Origin of the sequence: Georgenia thermotolerans (assembly GCF_009193185.1) — a bacterium.
Taxonomy (GTDB): domain Bacteria; phylum Actinomycetota; class Actinomycetes; order Actinomycetales; family Actinomycetaceae; genus Georgenia; species Georgenia thermotolerans.
In genome coordinates, this window is record NZ_VUKF01000009.1 from 90,396 (window position 1) to 110,725 (window position 20,330).

Genomic DNA, 20,330 nt, shown 5'->3' on the forward strand with positions numbered 1-20,330 from the left:
GGGACGGCGCCGTTACGGCAGCCGCGAGGGACGTCGCCAGACCGCCTCGCCGGCGCGCTCCGGCTCCAGCGGCACCGGGCTGACCAGCACCGCCGGCCCGCGGTGCAGCACGCCGTCCGACAGTGGCCGGCACCGCACGCCCCCGCGCCCGCGCATCGCGGCGTGCGCGCCGGGCGCGAGGACCTGGTCCATCCAGGCGCAGGGGTTGGCAGGCCGGCCGGCGCGCAGCCGCACCGAGGACTCCCCTGATTCCAGGGCGAACTCCTCGCCGAGCAGCGGGGGCAGCTGGGCGCCGCGCAGGACGACGTTGCGCCGGGTGAGCAGCGGGTCGAAGGCGGCGGTGCCGAGCTCGGCGGCCATGGCCTCGAGCCCCTCGACGGCAAGCAGGGTGACCGCGGCGTCCATGTGGGCGGCCTTGCCGAAGAACCGGTCGCCGACGATGCCCTTGCCCGCCACGACCTCCACGCGGTCGGCGTCGGTGGTCGGGACGTCCGCGGCGCCGTCGCGGGCGCGCCCGAAGTAGGCGTGCCCGGGCGAGACGAGCAGGTGCAGGATCTCGACGTCGTACCGGTAGGTCACGCCGCCCAGTGTCGTCCACGGTGGCTGGGGGCTGCGCGCTGCACACGAAGCGGCGGCCGCCCGCGGGGAGCGAGCGCGCTGCGCCAGCTCGGCATGCGTCCGTTCGTGGGTCGGTTGGGGCGAGTCGAGATGTGGCGACCACGGGCGGCAGCCATCTCGTCGATCTCGCGTCCCAGCCGCGGCGCCAGAGCGACGACGTTGTCGTTTCCCGGTCCGTGAGGCAGCAATGTCGTCGATCTCGCGACGGGTGCGCGCATGAGACAGCAACGTCGTCGATCTCGGCAAGGCTCTGGTGGGCCGTGCTGCCGCGGGCGGGCCGTGCCGTTCTGGGCGACACGGCGGCCCTGCCCCGCCAGACTCGACCCATGGGCACGGGCGCCAGGCCGTGGGTGCTGCACGTCGACCTCGACGAGTTCATCGCCGCGGTCGAGGTGCTGCGCCGACCCGAGCTCGCCGGCCGGCCCGTCATCGTCGGCGGCCGCGGGGACCCGACCGAGCGCGCCGTCGTCTCCACCGCCTCCTACGCCGCCCGTAAGTACGGCATCGGCTCCGGGATGCCGCTCAAGCTCGCCGCCCGCAGGGCCCCGCCGGACGCCGTCTTCCTCCCCGTCGACGCGCCCACCTACGAGGCCGCCTCGGAGCAGGTGATGGCCACGCTGCGCGACCTCGGCGTCGTCGTGGAGGTCCTGGGCTGGGACGAGGCCTTCCTCGGTGCGACCACCGACGACCCCGAGGCGCTCGCCCGGCGCGCCCAGGAGGCGGTGCTCGCGTCCACCCGGCTGCACTGCACCGTCGGCATCGGCGACAACAAGGTCCGCGCCAAGATCGCCACCGGGTTCGGCAAGCCGCGCGGGATCTTCCGGCTCACCGCCGACAACTGGGTGGAGGTGATGGGGGAGCGGCCGGTCATCGACCTGTGGGGCGTGGGCGCCAAGGTGTCCAAGCGCCTGGCCGCCCACGGCATCGCCACGGTCAACCAGCTCGCCGCCGCCCCGCGGGAGGTCCTCGTCGCCGAGTTCGGCCCCCGCATGGGTGTCTGGTACGGCGACCTCGGCCGCGGCCTGGGCCCCGCCGTCGTCGACGACAGCCCGTGGATCGCCCGCGGCCACAGCCGCGAGACCACCTACCAGCACAACCTCACCACCCCCGAGCAGGTCCGCGACGCCGTGCGCGAGCTCGCCGGCCAGGTGGCCGGCGACGCCGAGCGCGAGGGCCGGCCGGTCTTCCGGGTCACGCTCAAGGTCCGCTACGCCCCGTTCGTCACCAAGGTGGTGGGCCGCAAGCTGCCCGCGCCCACCCGCGACGCCGGGGACGTCGTCGCCGCCGCGCTCGCCCTGACCGAGCGGCTCGAGCCCGGCCGGGAGGTCCGGCTGCTCGGGGTGCGCGCCGAGCTGGTCATGCCCGAGGAGGGCGACCCCGCCGAGCGCACCCCGGTGCGCGGGCGGCTGTGACGGGGCGCCACGACGGCCCCCTCACCCCTCCCACGGCCAACACGCCATTCCGGCTGCAGCCGGAACGCCCATCTGGCGGCGCGGATGAGGCCGCCGTGGTCGCACGCCGCGCTTCGCGTCGCGACACGCCCGCGTCCGCGCATCGGCGTGGCCTGGGCACGGCAAGATGGCGCTGCCGCGCCCACCGTGGGCGCCGGTCGAAGGAGACGACGTGACAGAGGCAGCCCTGCGGCGGGCGCCGGTCGATCGGGGGAGCGACGGCGAGAGCGTCATCGAGATCAGCGGACTGACCAAACGGTTCCCGGACGTGACCGCGCTCGACGGCGTGAGCCTGACGGTTCGCCGCGGCTCCGTCGTCGGGCTGCTCGGCCACAACGGCGCCGGCAAGACGACGATCCTGCGGCACCTGGCCGGACTGCTCGCCCCCTCCGGCGGCACCGTCCGGGTCTTCGGCCGCGACCCGCTCGAGCACGGCACGTGGGTCCGGCGCCGCATCGGCATGCTGCCCGGCACGAGCATCCTCGACCAGCGGCTGACCGCCCGGGAGAACCTGCGCTTCGCCGCCGAGCTCTTCGACCTGCCGGCGACCGGGCTCGAGGACCGCATCGCCGCCGTCCTCGGCACCCTCGGGCTCGGCGACCGCCTGGACGAGAAGGTCTCCGGCTACAGCGCCGGCATGCGCCAGCGCGCCACCCTCGCCAAGGTGCTCCTCACCGATCCGGAGCTGCTCCTGCTCGACGAGCCGTCCACCGCGCTGGACCCGGTCGCGCAGCAGGAGCTGCGGGCGCTGATCCGCCGGGCGAGCCACGACGAGGGCCGCACGGTCGTCATCTGCACGCACGACCTCGCCGAGGCCGCCGCCCTGTGCGACGACGTCGTCATCCTCGCCCACGGCCGGATCGTGGCCGAGGGCAACCCGGCCGAGCTCGCCGCCCAGGCCGGCACCGCCGGGGTCGAGATCGAGCTCGCCCCCCGGGACGAGCAGGCCGCCCTGGCGGCGACCGCCGGCCGCGGCGAGGTCGTGCTGGAGGGCCCGGGCCGGGTCCGCCTGGCGGACGTCGCGCGGGCGGACATCCCCGCCGTCCTGCGCGACCTGGTCGCGGCCGGCGTCGACGTCTACGCCGTCCGCCCCCGGGCGGGCACCCTCGAGGACCTGTACCTGACGCTCCACGCCGGCCCGGCGCGGGGGACGGAGGAGTCGTGAACCGCCGCGCCGTGCTGGCCATCGCCCGCCGGGACCTGCTCCTCGTGCGCCGGTCGCCCGGGGTGCTGATCCCGATGCTCATCGTCCCCACCATCCTCGTGCTGGTGATGTCCGAGGTCACCGCCGCCATGTACTGGCTGCCCCCGACCGCCGAGATCGAGAAGTTCGACGGGCTGCTCGCCCTGCTGCCGTCGGCGGCGTTCGGCGGCGTGCCGGACCAGGCCCGGCTCGCGGTCATCTTCGCGACCTATCTCGTGCCGCCGCTGCTCGTGCTCGTGGCCCTCGTCGTCGCGTCCGTCCTGGCCACCGACGCGATCGCGGGCGAGCGTGAGCGCGGCACGATCGAGGGCCTGCTGCTGGCGCCGGTCTCCGACCTCGACATCCTGCTCGGCAAGCTGCTCAGCTCCCTCGCGCCGGCCCTGGTGATCGGGCTGCTCGCCCAGCTGGTCTACGGCGGCGTCGTCGACGCCATCTTGTGGGACACGATGGGCGGGCCTCTGCTGCCCACCGTGCCGTGGCTGGTGACCATCCTGTGGTTCGGCCCGGCGTGCACCGCCGCCGCGCTCGGGCTCAACGTCGTCGTCTCCGCCCGCGCCGCGACGGTGCAGTCGGCCACCCAGATCGCCGGCGTGGCGGTGCTGCCGCTGCTCGCCCTGACGGTGGGGCAGGCGGCCGGGATCGTGCTGCTCAACGCCTGGCTGGCGCTGGCCATCGGCCTGGTGCTCTGGGGTGCGGCGTTCGTGCTGCTGCGGGCCGGCGCGGCCGCGCTGCGGCGGGAGAAGCAGGTGGCCGCGCTGGCGTGACCGCCGGCGCGGCCCCTGGCGTGAACGATTTGGCGTCACCGTCCCCGCGTGGCCGCCGCCGCGATGACATCGGCCAGGTCGGCCGGGCGGGACCACATGGGCCAGTGCCCGGTCGGCAGGTCGATGTACTCGACGGCGACGAGCTCGGCCACCGCGGCGAACATCGGATGACCTGACGCGGTGAGGGCCTGCACCGTCTCGCCGGCCATCGACGAGCAGACCAGGGTCGCCGGCACCGCGTGGCGTCGCGGGTTCTCCAGGAGCACGGGCCCGCGGACGGCGCCGGCGGGGTGCGGCACCGCCCGGTCGCGGAACCGGTCCAGCGCTTCCTGGTCCAGCCCGGCCAGGCTGGCGCCGGCGGCCTCCAGCTCCTCGAACGACGGCAGCGGCAGCTCCACGGCGTCGGCGCTGACGTCCGGGCGCGGCACGGCACCGGCCGCCGTCGGGCCGCTGTCGACGTAGACGACCCGGGCGACGCGGTCGGGCACGGCGTCCAGCACCGCGCTGGCCACCGCCCCGGCGCCGCTGTGCGCCACGAGGACGCCCTCCTCGCCGCCCGCCTCGAGCGCCGCGCGCACGGCGTCGACGTGGTCGGCGAACCGGACGCCGTGCCGGTCCGCGGAGACGTCGGCCAGGCCGGGCAGCGTCACCGCCGTGACGTCGTGCCCGGCCGCGCTGAGGCGCTCGGCCACCGCGTCCCACGCCCATCCGCCCAGCCAGTAGCCGGGGACGAGGACGACGGGAAGGGAAGTGCTCTGGGTAGGTGTCATGGCACTACCGTGCCGGTCCTTCATGACATGGTTATGGCACCATTTAGCGGTGAATCGCATCGACCGGCTCTACGCGATGCGCGAGGAGCTCCGGCGCGCAGGGCGCGCCGGCAGGACCGCCGAGCAGCTCGCAGCGGTGTTCGAGGTCAGCCTGCGCACGGTCAAGCGCGACATCTCCGCGCTGCAGCAGGCGGGGTTTCCCGTCTGGGCCCGGCTCGGGCGAACCGGTGGCTACATCGTCGACGAGGCCGCCACCCTGCCGCCGGTCGCGTTCACCCCCGCGGAGGTGGCGGCGCTCGCGGCTGCCCTCGAAGCCCACCGCGGCCAGCCGTTCGACGGCCACGGCCGCGCGGCCCTGACCAAGATCCTCAACGTCATGGCGCCGTCCGTCCGCGAGGAGACCGCCCGCCTCGCCGGCCGCATCTGGACCAACGACAACGCCGCCCCGCACGGTGCCCGGCGCATGCGAACCGCGGTGGAATCGGCGCTGCTGGAACGGCGCGTCCTCGCCCTGCGCTACCGCGACGGCGAGGGGGCGGTCACCTCGCGGCGCGTCGACCCGCAGCTGCTGGCCCACACGGGGGACCGCTGGTACCTCGTCGCCCGCTGCCGCCTCCGCCGCGGCGTGCGCTGGTTCCGCCTCGACCGCATCGAGCACGCCAGCGTGACCGCGGAGCCCGCCGTCGACATCCCCATGGAAGACATCGGGGAACCGCCCGAGACGGCACGACCCGCGCACGTCAGCCGCTGAGCTTCTCCAGCCGGGCGCGCAGCGGCTCCACCCGGCGGGCGTTGCCGTGGAGCTGGAGGTACCGCTCGCCGAAGATCGAGAGCAGCGCGTCGTCGAGCCGGCGGACGGCGCCGGGCGGGTAGCGGTAGCCCATCCGCTCGGTGATGGACGCGCTGTCCACCGCCCGCAGCAGCTCGCCCAGCTCCTGCAGCGACGTGACGCCGAGCTCGAGCAGCAGCCCCGCGATCCACTCGTAGTGGTCGGTGCGCGACCAGCCGGCGTCGGTGAACCGCCCGGCGAGGAAGGCGGCCAGGTCCTGGGCGCTGATGCGCGGATCGGTCGCGTCGGCCTCCGGCTCGTGGTCGGTCATGCTCTCCTGCAGCCGGTCCCGGATCGTGGAGAACTCCCGGTCGGCGAGCTCGAGCAGCCCGGCGGCCAGCGTGAAGCGCCGGTCGAGGTCCGGGGCGTACGCCTCGGGCACCGACCCCTTGTAGCGGATGTCGTGCTCGAACTCCGCCCAGGCGTGCTGGAGCACGGTGCGCACCTGCACCGACGCGATGCGCTCGCGCAGGTCGGCCTGGTCGCCGTCGCCGCGGGTCGCGACGAGCACGTGCCGGCTGGAGTAGCCGAACCGTCCCGCCTGGGCCGTCTCCAGGGCCATGTCGCGGTCCTCGAGCACCGTGAGCGCGTCGGCCAGCACCTCGACCACCGCCTGGACGTCGCTGAGGACGTAGGTGATGACCCGCACCCCGATCTGGTCGGTGATCTGGTGCAGCGGGTCGGTGTAGACCGGGCGCCCGTCCACCGTCCGGGCGGCCTTGCCCGCGAACGAGGCGACGGTCTTCGTGCGCCCCTCGACGGCGTGGTAGTTGATGCCGGCGTCGTCGAGCAGGCCGGTGACGAGGGCGATGTACTGCTCGGTGGCGCGTTCGAGCGCCGCGCGCTGGTTGGCGTAGGCCTGCACCGCGCCGCGGGTGGCCTGCCGGACGGAATCGGCCGTCGCGGGTTCCCCGGGTGCCCCCGCCGGGGTCGGGGCGGAGCGCGGCGTGGGTTCGAGGCCGGGCGGAAGCGCCGGGGTGACGATGTATCCGGTGGCGAGGTCGCCGTACGTCGTCGTGCGTTCGGGATGGGCGACGGCGTAGCGCGCCACGTACGCGCACAGCACCGCGTCGATCTGGTCCTCGGCGTGGCGCAGCTCGCTCTTGCGGGTCGCGGCCCGCACGGCGGCGACGAGGTCGCGCCAGGCGGGGTGGTCCGTGACCACCATGGCTGGCTCGGCGTCGGCCAGGGCCTCGATGTGCCCCACGAGCGTGAGCATCGCCTCCCGCAGCTCGGCCACGCCCCGGCCCGGCTTCTGCTTGTACTTCAGCGTCCGGCCCAGGTTGAACAGCGCCACCGTCGCCGGGTGCGGGTAGACCTCGATGCCGCGCCGGGGGCGTCCCGAGGCGGGGTTGATGTCCAGGCCCAGGAGCTTGGCCACCCGGGCGCCGCGCGGCGTGCCGGCGAACTCGGGCTTGCCGGTGTTCGCCGGGTGCGCGCCCGCGTCGAACCGGGCGAAGTCCCGGTTCAGCGCCGCCTCGCAGGGCCGGTTGCCGGTCGCGTTGGTGACCACCAGCGGCGCGTCGATCGCCACCAGCACCGGGTCGTGCCGGTAGGGCGCGAGCGCGGCGACGATCGTCTCGTCGGTGCTCTGCGCGGACAGGTGCACCAGGGTGCCGTCGTCGTCGAGGACGGCGACGCCGGTGGGCTGGCGCTCGCCCCAGGCGAGGTCGATGCCGACGAAGTACATGAGGACACTCTGCCGTGCGGGGCCGACAACCCCGCTGCTCAGAGCCGCTTCGTCATGATCGTGGTGGGCCGGAGCGCGCCGCCGGGGTCGGTCGCGTAGTCCGGGATGACGCCGACGCGCTCCCAGCCCCACCGCCGGTAGACCGCCTCCGCGCGGCTGCCGGTCTCGGTGTCGAGCACGAGGAGCGTGCGGCCCGTGGCGCGGGCGGCGTCCTCCAGGGCCGCCATCAGGGCCGCGGCGACCCCGCGGCCACGAGCGGCCGGGTGGACCATGAGCTTGGCGACGTCGGCGCGGTGGCCGGCGTTGGGCATCGGGGACGGGATCAGGCGCACGGTGCCCAGGAGGCGCCGGTCGTCGTCGCGCGCCACCCAGGTCATCGCCCCCGGCTGGGTCAGCGCCCCCTGCCAGAACGCCCGCGCCTGCTCGGCGGTCGTCGGGTGGAGGAAGCCCAGGCTGGCGCCGTCGGCGACGCAGGCCTGCAGCAGGGCGGCCAGCTCCTGGGCCGCACGAACGGACTGCCCGGCCGGCACGAGCGCGATGTCCACAGCCCGAGCCTGCCACGCCTGTGTTTCGCCGATGTGTCGCCGGCTCCTCCGCAGCCGGAATGCCCGTCTGGTCGCGGCACCGCCTCGGCTGCACGGTGCGAGGCCCCCGCCGCCGGGCCTCCGCCCGCACGGACCCGCGCGGACATCGCGGCCGCCTCGTGGTTGCCGCCGGCGGCCGGGTCAGGGGGTGAGCGCCCCGGGCCCCTGGAGCACCCCGAGCGCGGCGCTGCCGGCGAGCACCAGCGCGAGCACGCCGAGGACGACGGCGGCGAGCGCCCAGTCGGCGCCCGTGACCAGGACGGGCCGCCAGGTCGTGCGCGGCGTCAGGCCGAGCCCGCGGGACTCCAGGGCCTGGGCCATCCGCTCGCCCTTGCGCACCGAGACCACGAGCAGCGTGAACACCACGCCGGCGAGGTGGCGCGGGCCCCGCGGACCGTGGCCGCCGGACAGGTCCGCCCGGACGGCGTGCGCCTGGCTGATGGTGGCCCACTCCCGCGGCATCTCCTGCAGCATCCGGTACCCGGCCAGGATCGCGTAGGTCACCCGGGCGCCGAGCCGGGCGTTCTGGTGCAGGCTCGTCATGAGCGCGACGCCGTCGGTGGAGAGCAGGAAGCCGATCGCCAGCACGCCCACGAGCAGGGTCCGCGCGGCCAGGGCGACGCCGATCTCGACCCCCTCGACCGTCACCCGCAGCGGCCCCGCCTGCCACAGCACCGCCCCGGGCCGGGACAGGGCGTTGACCACCAGCACGCCCAGCGCGAACAGCGCGAACGGCGCGTGCGCGACCAGCAGCGTGCGCGGGGCGGCGCGGGTGCCGGCCGCGACCGCGGCGAGCGCGAGGAGGTAGAGCACGGCCGGGGTGAGCGGGTCGAGCACGAACATCACCACGAGCGAGACCACCAGCAGCAGCGCCAGCTTGACGGTGGGGTTGCGCCGGGCGAGCGGGGAGTCGGCGACGGCGCCCGCCGCGCGGCCGACGACGCCGGGGGCGCTCATCGCGCGGCCCCCGCCCGGCGTGCCGGTGGCCCCGCCGGACGTGTCTGGGCCGGCCCTGCCGGACGTCTCTGCGGTGGCTCCGCCGGGTGCGTCGGCGCCAGCGGGGCGGCGACGGCGCCGTCGAGCCGGCGCAGCACGTGCCCGACGGCGGGGCCGGGCACCTGGGCGAGCAGCCACGCCACCAGCGGCGGCAGGGCGAGCCCGGCGCGCGCCAGCACCTCGGCGTCGTCGAGCACCGCGGCGAGCGGACCGTCGGCGAGCACGCCGCCCTCGCCCAGCACGACCACGCGGTCCGCCAGGGCGGCGACGGCCCGCAGGTCGTGGCTGGAGAAGACGACGGCCGTGCCGGCGGCGGCTGCCGCCCGCAGCGCGGCGAGGGTGGCGACGGCGTCGCGCCGGTCCAGGCCGAGCGTGGGCTCGTCGGCGAGCAGGGCGGGGCGCTCGTGGGCGAGCATCGCCGCCAGGGACAGCCGGCGCTTCTCCCCGCCGGAGAGGCGGAAGGGGTTCTGCTCGGCGAGGTGCTCGAGGCGGTGCCGGCGCAGCTGCCGGGAAACCACCTCGGCGGCGCGGGCGGCCGGCAGCCCGTGGGCGACCTCCTGGCGCACCGTGTGGGCGAGGAACTGGTGCTCGGGGTTCTGAAACACCAGGCCTGGCCGCGCGCCGTCGACCCGTCCGGCCGCCGGCGGGAGGAGCCCGGCGAGGGTGAGCAGCAGGGTCGTCTTGCCCACGCCGTTGGCGCCGAGCAGCGCGACGATCTCGCCGGGGCGCACGGCCAGGTCGATGCCGGCCAGCAGCGGGGCGGCCGCGGGGGCGGCTGGGGAGCGACGGCGCCGGCGCTGCGCACGCGGCGTCTCCCGGCTCACCGCCAGACCGATCGCGGCCAGCGCGGGCAGCGCGGGCGGAGTTCCGGGCGGCGAGGCGGGCCGGGCGGCGCCGTCCGCCACCTCGGCGGCGAGCGCGCGCAGCAGCGCCGCGTTCGCCGGCGCGTCAAGCCCGCCCTCGGCGCCGGTGAGGGCGAGGAGCTCGGCGTCCAGCGGCAACCAGCACCCGGCGGCGTGCAGGGCACGGGCGTGCTCGCGCAGCACCGTCGCCGTCGGCCCGTCGGCGAGCACCGCGCCGTCGTCGCCCAGGACGAGCGCCCGGGCGGGCAGCCCCGCGGTCCCCGCCGGCCCGGCCCACTCGTCCAGCCGGTGCTCCACGAGCACGACCGCCGGCCCGTAGCGCCCGACCGCCTCGCCCACCGCGCCGCGCACGGCGGCGACGCCGGCGGGGTCGAGCATCGACGTCGGCTCGTCGAGGAGCAGCACCGCCGGCTCGGTCACCAGCGCCGCCGCCAGCGCGACCCGCTGCGCCTCCCCGCCCGAGAGGGTCGCGGTGGCCCGCTCGCGCAGCCCGCCCGCGCCCACCGCGTCGAGCGCCGCGGCGATCCGGGAGTCGATCCCCGCCGGGTCGGCCGCCTGGTTCTCCAGCGGCAGGGCCAGCTCCTGCTCCACCACGGGCAGGCACACCGCCGCGCCCGGGTCCTGCGCGAGGACCCCCAGGTGGCGCGACCGCTCCACCACCGGCGCCTCCGCCGTCGCCCCCGCCACGGCCACCTCCCCGGTCAGGGTCGCGCCGACGCTGTGCGGCACCACCCCGGTGATGACCTGGAGCAGCGTGGACTTGCCCGACCCGGACGCGCCGAGCACCACCACCTGCTCCCCGGCCGCCAGCCGCAGGGACGCCGCGCGCAGCACCGGCTCCGGCCGGCGGGGGTAGCGCACCGTCACGTCGCGCAGCGCGAGCACGGGACCGCCGGCGCCGCCGGGGCGCGGGGCCTCGGCCGCGGGGCCCGCGTCCCCGGGTGGGAAGGTGGTCACGGCCGGGCGGCGCGGCCGATGGCGAAGTTGTCGAGCACGCCGGTCCGGGCGAGCGCGTCGACGATGACCTTGGCGAGCAGCCCACCGAGGATCACGCCGGAGAGGCACTGCAGGCCGAACCGCAGCCAGAAGATCTCCTGGCCGTACCAGCCGAAGCGGAACGCCGAGAAGAAGAACACCAGGCCCGCGCCGAGCAGCCCGGACAGGGCGTAGACGCCCCAGGAGAAGCGGCGGTAGCGGGTCAGGGCGAACGGCAGCTCGCTGCCCGCGCCCTGGATGGCCGCGGACACCATGAGGATCGGGCCCACCGGGGAGCCGAGGAAGACCACCTCCACCACCGAGGCGATGACCTCGGCCAGGATCCCGGCGAAGGGCCGACGGATGATGGCGATGGCGATCGGGGCCACCAGCAGCCACCCGCCGAGCAGGAGGTGCTGGGCGAGGTCCCCGGCCGGGCCCATGACGATGCTCAGGCCGTTCCACGCCTGCACGAGCGCCCAGTACGCGAAGCCGAAGACCACGCCGAGCACCACCATGAGGACCAGGTCCCGCAGGGCCCAGCGGGGCCGGGCGGGGGCGGCCGGGGCGGGATGGGTCGTGCCGCTGCTCATCGCCGGCCTCCTCACGCCTCGGCCGGGCTGGGCGAGCCCAGCGAGATGGTCAGGTGCGTGACCACGTGCGGCACCACCGCGCCGACCTCGGCCCAGGCGTCCACGGCGGTCGCGACGACGTCGGCCAGGTCGCCGACGAGCGTGGTGGCGTAGTGCGCGGGGCTGGTGGCGGTGCCGCGGCGCTGGGCGTGGGCGATGGCCGCCTCGATGTGGGCCATGTGCTCCCCCCCGGCCGACCCGCCGTCGAGCAGCGGGTAGAGCGACCACTGGGCGGCCGCCCGCAGGCCGGTGCGCGCGATCGCCACCGGCGCGACGTGGGGCAGGCCGGTGACCGCCAGGTCGCAGCTCACCTCGCCCGGGCAGCCGCGCGAGAGCAGCACGTGGGCGACCACGTGCCCGCCGTCCGAGCGGCGCGACGCCGCCGCCACCAGCGCCGTGAGGTAGGCGGCGAGGCGCTGCTCGGCCGGCGCCGTGCGCGCCCCGACATAGGTGCTCACCTCGTCGGTCTCGAGGACGAGGTCGTCGGTCAGGCCGGCCGCGGCGGTGTCGGCCAGCGCGCCGAGGATGACGTCGACGAAGTCGTCGCAGTGCGGGTGGAGGCTCACGCGCATCCCGACGCCGAGCTGGTCGGGCGTGGCGCCGGCGGCGCGCGCCTCGTCGAGCCTGGTGCTCATCACGGTCCCTTCTCCGGGCCCGCGGGTACCTCGAGACCCGCCGACGGCGCGCGTGCAGCGCCGGGCGGGTGCCCTGCTCCCTACGCCGGTACGAACCGGATCAGGTGTACGGGTCTGCGGACTTTCCGCACTCTCAGCGCTCCTCAGCGCTCCCCGGGGGTCGCTTGTGAACCTACCCACCGGCCTGCGGGGTGTCCAGGGCCGTCCAAGCCAGGACCCGGGGAGCACGTGCCCTGCCGGCGGGCGTTCAAGAACCGATGTAACGGACGGTGGTGTCCCGGCGATGTAGAAGGTGACAGGGATGGTTCGCCGAGCACGAGGTGGTGTGTGGGTGTCAGACGCAGACAGGTTCACGCGCCTGTATCGCGAGCACCGCGCCGAGCTCGAGCGCTTCGTGCGCCGGCGCCTGCCTCCACCGCAGGTGGAGGACGTCGTCGCGGAGGCCTTCCTGGTGGCCTGGCGCCGGCTCGACGCCGCGCCGGCGGAGCTGCGTCCGTGGTTGTTCGGCATCGCCCGCAACCTCATGCTCACGGCGGCCCGCACGCACGGGCGCTGGCACGCCCTGCACGTGCGCCTGGCCGCCGAGCCCGAGCCGGCTGACCTCGAGCTGGCCGCCGACGTCGCCTCGCGCACCGACCTCGTCCGCGCCTGGGGCAAGCTCAACGCCGGCGAGCGCGAGGTGCTCACCCTCGTCGCCTGGGACGGGCTCACCGCCCGGGAGGCCGCCGCCGTGCTCGGCTGCGAGCCGGGCACCTTCCGCGTCCGGCTCCTGCGCGCCCGCCGCCACCTCCTGCGCATCCTCGACCGCCTCCCGCAGGTCGACGCCTGGCCCGAACGCCCTCTCGCCGAGGAAGGAGCACGTCGATGACTCCCGAACGCACCGTCCTCGCCCAGCTCGCCGACCTCGACCCCACGCGCCACGAGCCGCTCGCCGACCGCGAGCAGGTCGACGCCACGCTGGCGTGGGTCCTCGCCCACGACCCCGTCCAGCCCGAGCCGACGGGCTCCCGTCCACACCGTCGATGGGTGGCGCTCGCGGGTGCCGCGGCGGCCCTGGTCCTCGGTCTGGCCGGCGCGCACGTGCTGCCCGGCCTCATCACCGGCACCGGTTCCACGGCGGCAGCGGCGACCGTGCCGATGCTCGCCTACGCCCAGCCCGAGGGGACCCCCGCCCGGGCCGAGCTCGAGCAGCTCGCCGACCGCGTCCGGGACGCAGCCGACCCGCCCCCGCCCGACGGCGCGTACCGGTACCTGCGGGTGGTGGGGGAGACCTGGGCGTTCGTGAAGAGGTCCCCTGAGGGGAGCATGGAGGCCGACGCCCTCCAGCTGTCGATGGAGACGTGGGTGGCTCCCGACGGCTCCATCCGCGTGCTGCAGAAGGATGACGGAATCGCTCGCTACGGATATGGCGACTTCGCCCCCGGCGACTTCCCCCCGCCCGCGGATCTCAGCGGCACACCCGACGAGATCGTGCGGCGGCTCGCTGCCGGCGCACCCAAGGACGAGGCGGCCTACGCCGTCCTGAGCGCGTACGTGAGCAGCGTGGGGCTGTACGGCGCATACCCCGCCGCGGAACGGTCCGCCTTCCTCGACGGACTGGCGGCCCTGGACGTCACCAGCTACGGGACGGTGGCGGACAGGGCCGGCCGGACGGGACTCGCCTTCGGTGCCGCCCACCACGTCCCCTACAGGCCCCACCCCGTCCCTGATGACCCGGCCGCCGCCGAACAGATGCGGCGCTCGTCGCCACCGGCCGACCTCGACGGACACATCGACGACGTCCGGGTCATCCTCGACCCCGTCACCGGCACGCTCCTCGCCGTCGAGCACATCCAGTCCGGCGTCGACTACCTCCCGATGGACACCGTCACCGGCTACACCACCTTCCTCGAGGACACCTACGTCGCCACCATGCCCGAGTGTGGCCACCTCGGCTGCGGCGCGAACGGGCCGCCGGCCGACGGCGACTCCCCGTTCGGGGGCGGCGCGGCCCGGCCGGGAACGGAGCCGATCACCGGCCCCGAGGCGAACCGGTTCTATGACCTGACCAGGGACAGCGACTTCACCTTCGGTCGGCTGCGGCGACAGCCGCTGCCCGACGGCTCCGAGGTCGAGGGCTTCCTCCGGAATCTTGAGACCGGCACGGAGATGACCTTCACCTATCAGGACGAGAGCGTAGGAGGCCTGCCGGCCGACCTGCTCGACGATCCCGAGTACACGGCCTATGACCTTCCCGGCGGCCGCGGCTTCATCTACCTCAGTGACCGCACCGCGACGCTCCGCGGTCAGTCGCACGACGGCACACGAACGGCCGTCGTGACGATCAACGCGCCCGGGGCCGGCACGCTGGCGAACGAGGATCTCGCCTTCGCCCGGGACGTGTTCGTGCCGGGGCTCCTGAGGGGATCAGCGGAATGATCCCCATCGGACGAACGACAGCGCTCACGCGCCGAGGCCCGTGACGCCGGGCTCCTACGCTGGCCGCATGACCAACCTCGAGCCCCGGCCCCAGGAGCAGCTGTGCGCTGCCGGGACGGCCACCGTCGACGTCGAGCTCATCGAGCCGCGAGACGTGCCGCTAGGCGGCCCACGGGCGATGACGGTGCGGCGCACGCTGCCGTCGCGCCAGCGCTCCCTCATCGGGCCGTTCTGCTTCGCCGACCACTACGGCCCGGACGACATCGCCGTCTCCGGCGGCATGGACGTGGCCCCGCACCCGCACATCGGCCTGCAGACCGTGACCTGGCTGTTCGAGGGGGAGGTGCTGCACCGGGACGCCCTCGGCTCGGAGCAGACCATCGCCCCCGGCCAGCTCAACCTCATGACCGCGGGCCGCGGCATCTGCCACTCCGAGGAGGGCACGCTGCGGCGCTTCCCCCAGCAGCGGCGCCTGCACGGCGTCCAGCTGTGGACGGCCCTGCCGGCCGCCGACCGCGACGGCCCGCCGGCCTTCGAGCACGTCGCCGAGCTGCCCGAGCTCGTCGTCGACGGCGCCCGGGTGCGGGTGTTCATGGGAACGCTGGGCGGGGCGACCTCGCCGGCCCGCGCCTACTCCCCGATGGTCGCGGCCCAGCTCGACCTGCCGGCCGGCGCCGTCGTCCGCCTGCCCGTGGACCCGGCGTTCGAGCACGGCGTCCTCCTCGACGCCGGGGACCTGCGCGTGGCCGGTCAGCCGCTGCAGCCGGCGTGGCTGGCCTACCTCGCCCCGGGCGCGGACGAGCTGCTGCTCGAGGCGGGGGAGACCCCCGTGCGGGCGGTGCTCATGGGCGGTGCGCCGTTCGGCGAGCAGGTGCTCATGTGGTGGAACCTCGTCGGCCGCACCCACGAGGAGATCGTCGAGGCGCGCGCGCAGTGGCAGGCGGCCCTGGCCGGGGAGGCGGCGGGGCTCGGCCGGTTCGGCGCGGTGACCGGGTACGACGGTCCGCCGCTGCCCGCCCCGGAGCTGCCGCACCTGCGGCTCAAGCCGCGGTCGCGCTGACGCGGCTCACTCCCCGGCCCGCGGCGGCGCCTCGTCGAGGATGTCGTCGTACACGCCCGGGTGCCGTTCGAGCCAGGCGGCCATGAAGGGGCAGACCGCGACCGCCCGGCGGCCGCGGGCCCGCACGTCGTCGAGCGCGCCGCGGACGATGGTCGACCCGACGCCCCGGCCCTCGAAGGCGGGAATGACGACGGTGTGGACGAAGACGTCCTGGTCACCGGCGACGCGGTACTGGGTGAACCCGGCGAGCCGGCCGTCGACGCGCGCCTCGTAGCGGCGCCGTTCGGGGAGGTGGGTGACGGCGATGGCTGCCATGCGAGCACCCAAGCACAGGGGAGCGGCGTCAGGGGCGGGGCGGGCGCCCCCACAGTCACGGTCGCGACCGCGGGGGCGGCGCGCCTAGAATCGCAGCCTGCGGCAGGCTCCCGACGCCGGAAAGCAGGGCGGAGTCATGAGCAACGGCAAGAGGCTGCGCCTCGCGGCGGCGCTGCTCGTGGTGGGCTTCCTCTTCTACGCGGCGGTGGGGCTCCTGCATCCCGACGGCCCCGCGAACGACCACCCGGTCGTGTTCGCCGAGTACGCGGCCAGCGCCAGCTGGACCGCGGTGCACCTCGGCCAGTTCGCCGGCATGGCGGTGATCGTCGCCGGGCTCCTCACCCTCGCCGGGGTGCTCGACGTCGGGGCGCGCGGCGCAGGCTGGGTGGCGCGGCTGGGAGCCGTCTCCGCGACGGTCTCGCTCGCCCTGTACGGCGTCCTGCAGGCCGTGGACGGCGTGGCGCTCAAGCAGGCCGTCGACGCCTGGACAGCCGCGCCGGAGGCGGAGAAGGCGGCCCGCTTCGCCACCGCCGAGGCGGTCCGGTGGCTGGAGTGGGGCACCCGCAGCTATCAGAGCTTCACGTTCGGTCTGGCCCTGGTCCTGCTCGGCAGCGCGGTGGCCGCGACCGGACGGCTGCCCCGGGCGCTCGGATACCTCATCGCGCTGTCCGGCCTGGCCTACCTCGTGCAGGGCTGGGTGCTGGGCGAGGAGGGCTTCGCGGGCACGAACACCGTCGCCATCCTGGCCGGCTACGTGCTCATCCTGGCGTGGCTCGTCTGGCTCGCCGTGGTCGCCTGGCGGACGAGGGAACCGGCCCGCGCGGCCAGCCGCTGACCCGCGGCTCAGGTCTCGGCCGACGACGCCGGCCGCTCGAGCGCCGCCTCCCCGCTCTCCTCCAGCGTGGTCATCTCCGGCGGCTCGCGACGGAAGAACCGGGTGAGGTAGAGCAGCCAGCAGAACCCGAGCACGAGCCAGATGACCCCGATCGTCAGCGCGTTCTTGTTGAGCTGGGTGAGCAGGAAGAGGATGACGACCAGGCCGATGAGGGGCTGGACCACCCAGCCGAGCACGGTGCGGTGCACCTCGTGGCGCTGGCGCAGGTACAGGGCGATGACGGAGATGTTGACGAACGCGAACGCCGTGAACGCGCCGAAGTTGATGAACGACGTCGACGTCTCCACGTTCAGGAACAGCGCCAGCAGCCCGACGAGCCCGGTGAGCAGGAGGTTGAACACCGGCGTGCCGAGCCGGGGCAGGAGGTAGCCGAAGACCCCCCGGGGCAGGACGCCGTCGCGGCCCATGGCGTACATGAGCCGGGACCCGGCGGCCTGGATCGGGATGCCCGCGGTGAACTGGGCGATGATGACGGTGGCCAGGAAGATCGCGCCGAAGAGGTCCCCGCCGATGGTCCGGGCGATGTCCAGCGCGGCGCTGTCGGGGTTGGCGAAGCTGCCGCCGGGGTGGACCAGCTGGACGACGTAGGACACCACCACGAAGATCAGGCCGGCGATGGCGGCCGTGAGCACGATGGCCCGCGGGACGGTGCGACGGGGGTCGACCGCCTCCTCGGCGAAGGTGCTCACGGCGTCGAACCCGATGAAGCTGTAGGCCGCGACCGCCCCGCCCGCGACGACGGCGCCCACGGTGGACGCGCTGTTCCAGAACGGCTCGAGGGTGACGCCCAGCCCCGGGGTGGCGAACACGTGCCGCAGGGACAGCACCACGAAGAACACCAGGACGAGCACCTGGAACGAGAGCAGCGCGACGTTCACCCGGGTGGCGAGCTTGATGCCGATGATGTTCAGGACCGTGGTGATCACGATGAAGGCCAGGACGAAGACCCACTTCGGCACGGTCGGGAACTGCGCCGTCAGGTACGCCGTGCCGATGAGCCAGACCACCATCGGCAGGAAGAAGTAGTCGAGCATGATCGCCCAGCCGACCATGAACCCGATGCGGGAACCGATGCTGCGCCGGGCGTAGCTGTACGCCGAGCCGGCGACGGGATGCTCCCGCGACATCTTCCCGTAGCTCAGCGCCGTGAAGATCATGGCGACGGTCGTGAGCAGATAGCTGCCGGCGAGCGTGCCGCCGCTGATCTCCGAGAACGCCCCGAACGTCGTCAGCACGATGAACGGGGAGATGTAGGCCAGCCCGAACAGGATCATCGGCCACAGCGTGACCGTGCGGTGCAGGTGGCCGGGGTGCGGGGCGGGGTGGCCGGTGTGCTCCGCCATGTTGCGTGCGTGCTCGGACTGACCGGCTTGCTCGGTCATGACGACCTCCGCGGATGCGGCGTTACCTCCTGCGGACCGCCCACTGGGCGGCGGTGATGCTGCCGCCGTACAGCGGCAGCGGGATCTCGGCGTCGTCGGGGCGGACCTGGTGCCAGATGCGGTTCAGCCCGCAGGTGCCGAGCTCACGGGCCTTGGCGACGGCGTCGAGGTCGAGGACGTCCGTGAGGTAGGTGGGGCTCTCGCTGGGCGCCTGCTCGCGGACCAGGCCCTCGGGGTCGACGACGATCGTGCGGCCGGTGCCGTCGGGCGCGGCGGCGTTGACGCTCAGGACGAAGACCTGGTTCTGGATCGCGGTGGCGCGGGCGAGGACCAGCTCCTGGGCCCGGTCGATGGTGGAGGTCTGGGCCGGGCAGACGACGAGGTCCGCGCCCATCCACGTCAGCTGCCGCGCGACCTCGGGGAACCAGATGTCGTAGCAGGTGCACAGCCCGACGGTGCCGAGGTCCGGGATGGTGAAGGTGACGAACCGCGAGCCGGCGTCGAAGGGCTCGAACGGGCGCCAGGGGAAGATCTTGCGGTAGGCCGCCACCCGCTCCCCGCGCGGGGAGTAGGCGACGGCGGTGTTGTAGACCTCGCCCGCCGGCCCGGCCTCGATGATCGTGCCGGGCACCAGCCACACGCCCGCCCGGTGGGCGATGGCCGCCAGCCGCTCCGAGCGGGGGCTGTCCAGCGGCTCGGCGAGCGCGGCGTAGCGGTCGCGGCGGATCTCCGGCGGCCCCACCACCCGGCACGTGTGGTACTCGGGGTAGACGATCATTCGCGTGCGGGGGAAGTCCGCCATGAGCCCGTGGACCTCGGCCTCGAGCTCGTCCAGGGCGGTGGCCGGGTCCCGCGCCGGCACCTGCGCCGCGACGACCGGCAGCCAACGGGCCATCCTGCGCCTCCCTCGTCGTGGAGGAACGCTAACCCCGCGTGCCCGGACCGGCGACCGGCCCGGGCGGAGCCGGCGCCCGCCCGAATGGATCCGACGAGCGCCGCCGGCAGCGGTGGGTGATCGGCCTCGGGACGTCGGCGGCTACCGGCTCACCCGCGTGTCGATCCGGTTGAGCATTTCCTCCAGCGCCCGCTCGAACTCCGCGTCGCTGTGGTCCTCGGCGAGACGCCCCTTGAGCCGTTCGATCGCCGGGTACTCGGTGATCGACTCCGTGCTGGTGGGAGCCGCGCTGTTCCCCTCGTCGATCTCCTCGGAGGCCGGCATGGGGGCGCCGCGCTGGGCCGCGGCGAGCAGGAGCTGGCCGATGAGGAAGCTGGTGAAGGTGCGGTAGGCCGCCACCGCGTCGTCGTCGCTGAAGCCCTCCGCGGTGAGGACCTGCAGGAAGTCCTCGACCACCCGGAGGCTGCGCAGCGGGGGCCGGAGCCAGGGGGCGGCGGGCGGCCGGGTGGCGATGAGGGGGAAGACCTGTGGGTGGGCGAAGGTCAGGTCGCGGACCTGGTGCGCCAGCTCCTGCAGGTACGCCTGCCAGCCGCCGTGCGGGCCGAGGTGCATGTCGTCGGACAGACGCACCTGGGAGGTGACGTCCTCGACGACGGCCTCGAGGAGGTCCTCCCGGCCGTTGACGTACCGGTACAGCGCCATGGCCTCGACGCCGAGCTCGGAGCCGAGCCGGCGCATGCTCAGGGCGCCCAGGCCCTGGTGGTCGATGAGGGCGACGGCCGCCTCGACGATGCCCTCCCGCGTCAGCGTCGGCCGCTCGGTGCTCCGTGGCGCCATCACAGCCCTCCGCACCTGTCCGAGATGTCCGTTCCGCGCTCAGAGCGACGATAGCCGTCGCCCCCGCGCTCGGCATGTCCGGCCGCGCCGATGCCGACGAGAGAATCGGGCGACCTACCCCGATTCCGTAATGAGGAATAGCGGGATGAGGCTATTGCGGGATGAGGGACGCGTTCCTACGTTCGTGGCCTGGCGGGAGGGCCGGTGGGCCCAGGGCACGAGCGAGGAGGCTTGCACCGATGGACGTGGATCTCGAGGAGCTCGCGGCGATCATCGAGCAGCTCGACAAGACGGAGTTCACCGACTTCCTCTACGAGAAGGGCTCTCTGCGCATCCACGTCCGGCGCGGCGGGCTGCTCCCGGATGTGGAGGTCGCCCTCAACGGCGCCGCCCGGTCGGCCGCGGCGCCGCCGGACGGGGAGGCACAGCCGCGGCCCGAGGCCGACGGCCACGCCGGGGCCGCCCCGACGGGGTCCGCCCCGGCTGCGACCGCACCCGCCGTGACCGCGCCCGCCCC

General features: G+C 74.9%; 20 protein-coding genes, 1 pseudogene and 1 riboswitch. Of the genes and pseudogenes, 9 read left to right on the forward strand and 12 right to left on the reverse strand.

The window, feature by feature from the left end; all coding sequences use genetic code 11:
• Positions 1 to 12 precede the first annotated feature (12 nt).
• Positions 13 to 579, reverse strand: a complete 567-nt coding sequence (locus GD970_RS06160) for an MOSC domain-containing protein (protein ID WP_152202005.1) — start codon at positions 577 to 579, stop codon at positions 13 to 15.
• A 365-nt stretch (positions 580 to 944) separates the two neighbouring features.
• On the opposite strand from GD970_RS06160, the gene GD970_RS06165 reads away from it, so the two are divergent.
• The 3 genes from GD970_RS06165 (at position 945) to GD970_RS06175 (ending at position 4,037) form a co-directional block, all read left to right on the forward strand.
• A complete protein-coding gene (locus GD970_RS06165) occupies positions 945 to 2,030 on the forward strand; it encodes a DNA polymerase IV (RefSeq protein WP_152202006.1) in 1,086 nt (361 codons plus the stop codon).
• A gap of 211 nt (positions 2,031 to 2,241) precedes the next feature.
• On the forward strand, positions 2,242 to 3,234 hold the full coding sequence (locus GD970_RS06170; protein ID WP_170297152.1) for an ABC transporter ATP-binding protein: 993 nt from the start codon (positions 2,242 to 2,244) through the stop codon (positions 3,232 to 3,234).
• Positions 3,231 to 4,037: an ABC transporter permease subunit gene (locus tag GD970_RS06175; RefSeq protein ID WP_170297153.1), complete on the forward strand. Its 807-nt coding sequence runs from the start codon at positions 3,231 to 3,233 to the stop codon at positions 4,035 to 4,037. Before GD970_RS06170 ends, GD970_RS06175 begins: the two co-directional genes overlap by 4 nt.
• 35 nt (positions 4,038 to 4,072) lie before the next feature.
• On the opposite strand, the gene GD970_RS06180 is transcribed toward GD970_RS06175, so the two are convergent.
• Positions 4,073 to 4,807: an alpha/beta fold hydrolase gene (locus tag GD970_RS06180; RefSeq protein WP_152202008.1), complete on the reverse strand. Its 735-nt coding sequence runs from the start codon at positions 4,805 to 4,807 to the stop codon at positions 4,073 to 4,075.
• A gap of 49 nt (positions 4,808 to 4,856) precedes the next feature.
• Between GD970_RS06180 and GD970_RS06185 the strand changes: the two genes are divergently transcribed.
• Positions 4,857 to 5,558 (forward strand): helix-turn-helix transcriptional regulator, encoded by a 702-nt coding sequence (locus GD970_RS06185; protein ID WP_152202009.1) that lies wholly within the window; start codon positions 4,857 to 4,859, stop codon positions 5,556 to 5,558.
• Here the strand turns inward: GD970_RS06185 and GD970_RS06190 are convergent.
• From GD970_RS06190 to GD970_RS06215, 6 genes are all read right to left on the reverse strand, one after another.
• Positions 5,548 to 7,326: a DUF429 domain-containing protein gene (locus tag GD970_RS06190; RefSeq protein ID WP_152202010.1), complete on the reverse strand. Its 1,779-nt coding sequence runs from the start codon at positions 7,324 to 7,326 to the stop codon at positions 5,548 to 5,550. The two genes, GD970_RS06185 and GD970_RS06190, sit on opposite strands and share 11 nt — an antisense overlap.
• Before the next feature lie 38 nt (positions 7,327 to 7,364).
• Entirely contained in the window at positions 7,365 to 7,871 is a 507-nt protein-coding gene (locus GD970_RS06195; RefSeq protein WP_152202011.1) for a GNAT family N-acetyltransferase, read from the reverse strand.
• 180 nt (positions 7,872 to 8,051) lie between these two features.
• Positions 8,052 to 8,867: an energy-coupling factor transporter transmembrane component T family protein gene (locus GD970_RS06200; RefSeq protein WP_152202012.1), complete on the reverse strand. Its 816-nt coding sequence runs from the start codon at positions 8,865 to 8,867 to the stop codon at positions 8,052 to 8,054.
• Complete coding sequence (locus GD970_RS06205; protein WP_170297154.1) at positions 8,864 to 10,726, reverse strand: ABC transporter ATP-binding protein; 1,863 nt, start codon at positions 10,724 to 10,726, stop codon at positions 8,864 to 8,866. The genes GD970_RS06200 and GD970_RS06205 overlap by 4 nt, the downstream gene beginning before the upstream one ends.
• Positions 10,723 to 11,337 carry an ECF transporter S component gene (locus GD970_RS06210; protein ID WP_152202014.1) on the reverse strand — a complete coding sequence of 205 codons (615 nt, stop codon included), beginning with the start codon at positions 11,335 to 11,337 and terminating at the stop codon, positions 10,723 to 10,725. The genes GD970_RS06205 and GD970_RS06210 overlap by 4 nt, the downstream gene beginning before the upstream one ends.
• A gap of 11 nt (positions 11,338 to 11,348) precedes the next feature.
• Entirely contained in the window at positions 11,349 to 12,011 is a 663-nt protein-coding gene (locus tag GD970_RS06215) for a YkoF family thiamine/hydroxymethylpyrimidine-binding protein (protein ID WP_152202015.1), read from the reverse strand.
• Between the two features lie 58 nt (positions 12,012 to 12,069).
• A riboswitch (TPP riboswitch) is annotated at positions 12,070 to 12,177 on the reverse strand.
• 165 nt (positions 12,178 to 12,342) lie between these two features.
• Between GD970_RS06215 and GD970_RS06220 the strand changes: the two genes are divergently transcribed.
• From GD970_RS06220 to GD970_RS06230, 3 genes are all read left to right on the forward strand, one after another.
• Positions 12,343 to 12,879: an RNA polymerase sigma factor gene (locus GD970_RS06220; RefSeq protein ID WP_226925190.1), complete on the forward strand. Its 537-nt coding sequence runs from the start codon at positions 12,343 to 12,345 to the stop codon at positions 12,877 to 12,879.
• Entirely contained in the window at positions 12,876 to 14,429 is a 1,554-nt protein-coding gene (locus GD970_RS06225) for a hypothetical protein (RefSeq protein ID WP_152202017.1), read from the forward strand. Before GD970_RS06220 ends, GD970_RS06225 begins: the two co-directional genes overlap by 4 nt.
• A 67-nt stretch (positions 14,430 to 14,496) precedes the next feature.
• A complete protein-coding gene (locus GD970_RS06230; RefSeq protein WP_152202018.1) occupies positions 14,497 to 15,489 on the forward strand; it encodes a pirin family protein in 993 nt (330 codons plus the stop codon).
• 6 nt (positions 15,490 to 15,495) lie between these two features.
• Here the strand turns inward: GD970_RS06230 and GD970_RS06235 are convergent, their stop codons facing one another.
• Entirely contained in the window at positions 15,496 to 15,804 is a 309-nt protein-coding gene (locus tag GD970_RS06235; protein WP_152202019.1) for a GNAT family N-acetyltransferase, read from the reverse strand.
• A gap of 136 nt (positions 15,805 to 15,940) precedes the next feature.
• Between GD970_RS06235 and GD970_RS06240 the strand changes: the two genes are divergently transcribed.
• Positions 15,941 to 16,639, forward strand: a complete 699-nt coding sequence (locus GD970_RS06240; protein WP_152202020.1) for a DUF4386 family protein — start codon at positions 15,941 to 15,943, stop codon at positions 16,637 to 16,639.
• 8 nt (positions 16,640 to 16,647) lie between these two features.
• Here GD970_RS06240 and GD970_RS06245 read toward each other — a convergent pair whose 3' ends face one another.
• The 3 genes from GD970_RS06245 to GD970_RS06255 form a co-directional block, all read right to left on the reverse strand.
• Positions 16,648 to 18,081 carry an APC family permease gene (locus GD970_RS06245; RefSeq protein ID WP_226925191.1) on the reverse strand — a complete coding sequence of 478 codons (1,434 nt, stop codon included), beginning with the start codon at positions 18,079 to 18,081 and terminating at the stop codon, positions 16,648 to 16,650.
• A gap of 22 nt (positions 18,082 to 18,103) precedes the next feature.
• Complete coding sequence (locus GD970_RS06250; RefSeq protein ID WP_152202021.1) at positions 18,104 to 18,976, reverse strand: carbon-nitrogen hydrolase family protein; 873 nt, start codon at positions 18,974 to 18,976, stop codon at positions 18,104 to 18,106.
• Positions 18,977 to 19,117: 141 nt separating this feature from the next.
• A complete protein-coding gene (locus tag GD970_RS06255; protein ID WP_152202022.1) occupies positions 19,118 to 19,813 on the reverse strand; it encodes a TetR/AcrR family transcriptional regulator in 696 nt (231 codons plus the stop codon).
• Positions 19,814 to 20,052: 239 nt separating this feature from the next.
• Here GD970_RS06255 and GD970_RS06260 point away from each other — a divergent pair.
• Positions 20,053 to 20,330 (forward strand): annotated as a pseudogene (locus GD970_RS06260) (acetyl-CoA carboxylase biotin carboxyl carrier protein); the annotation flags it as partial.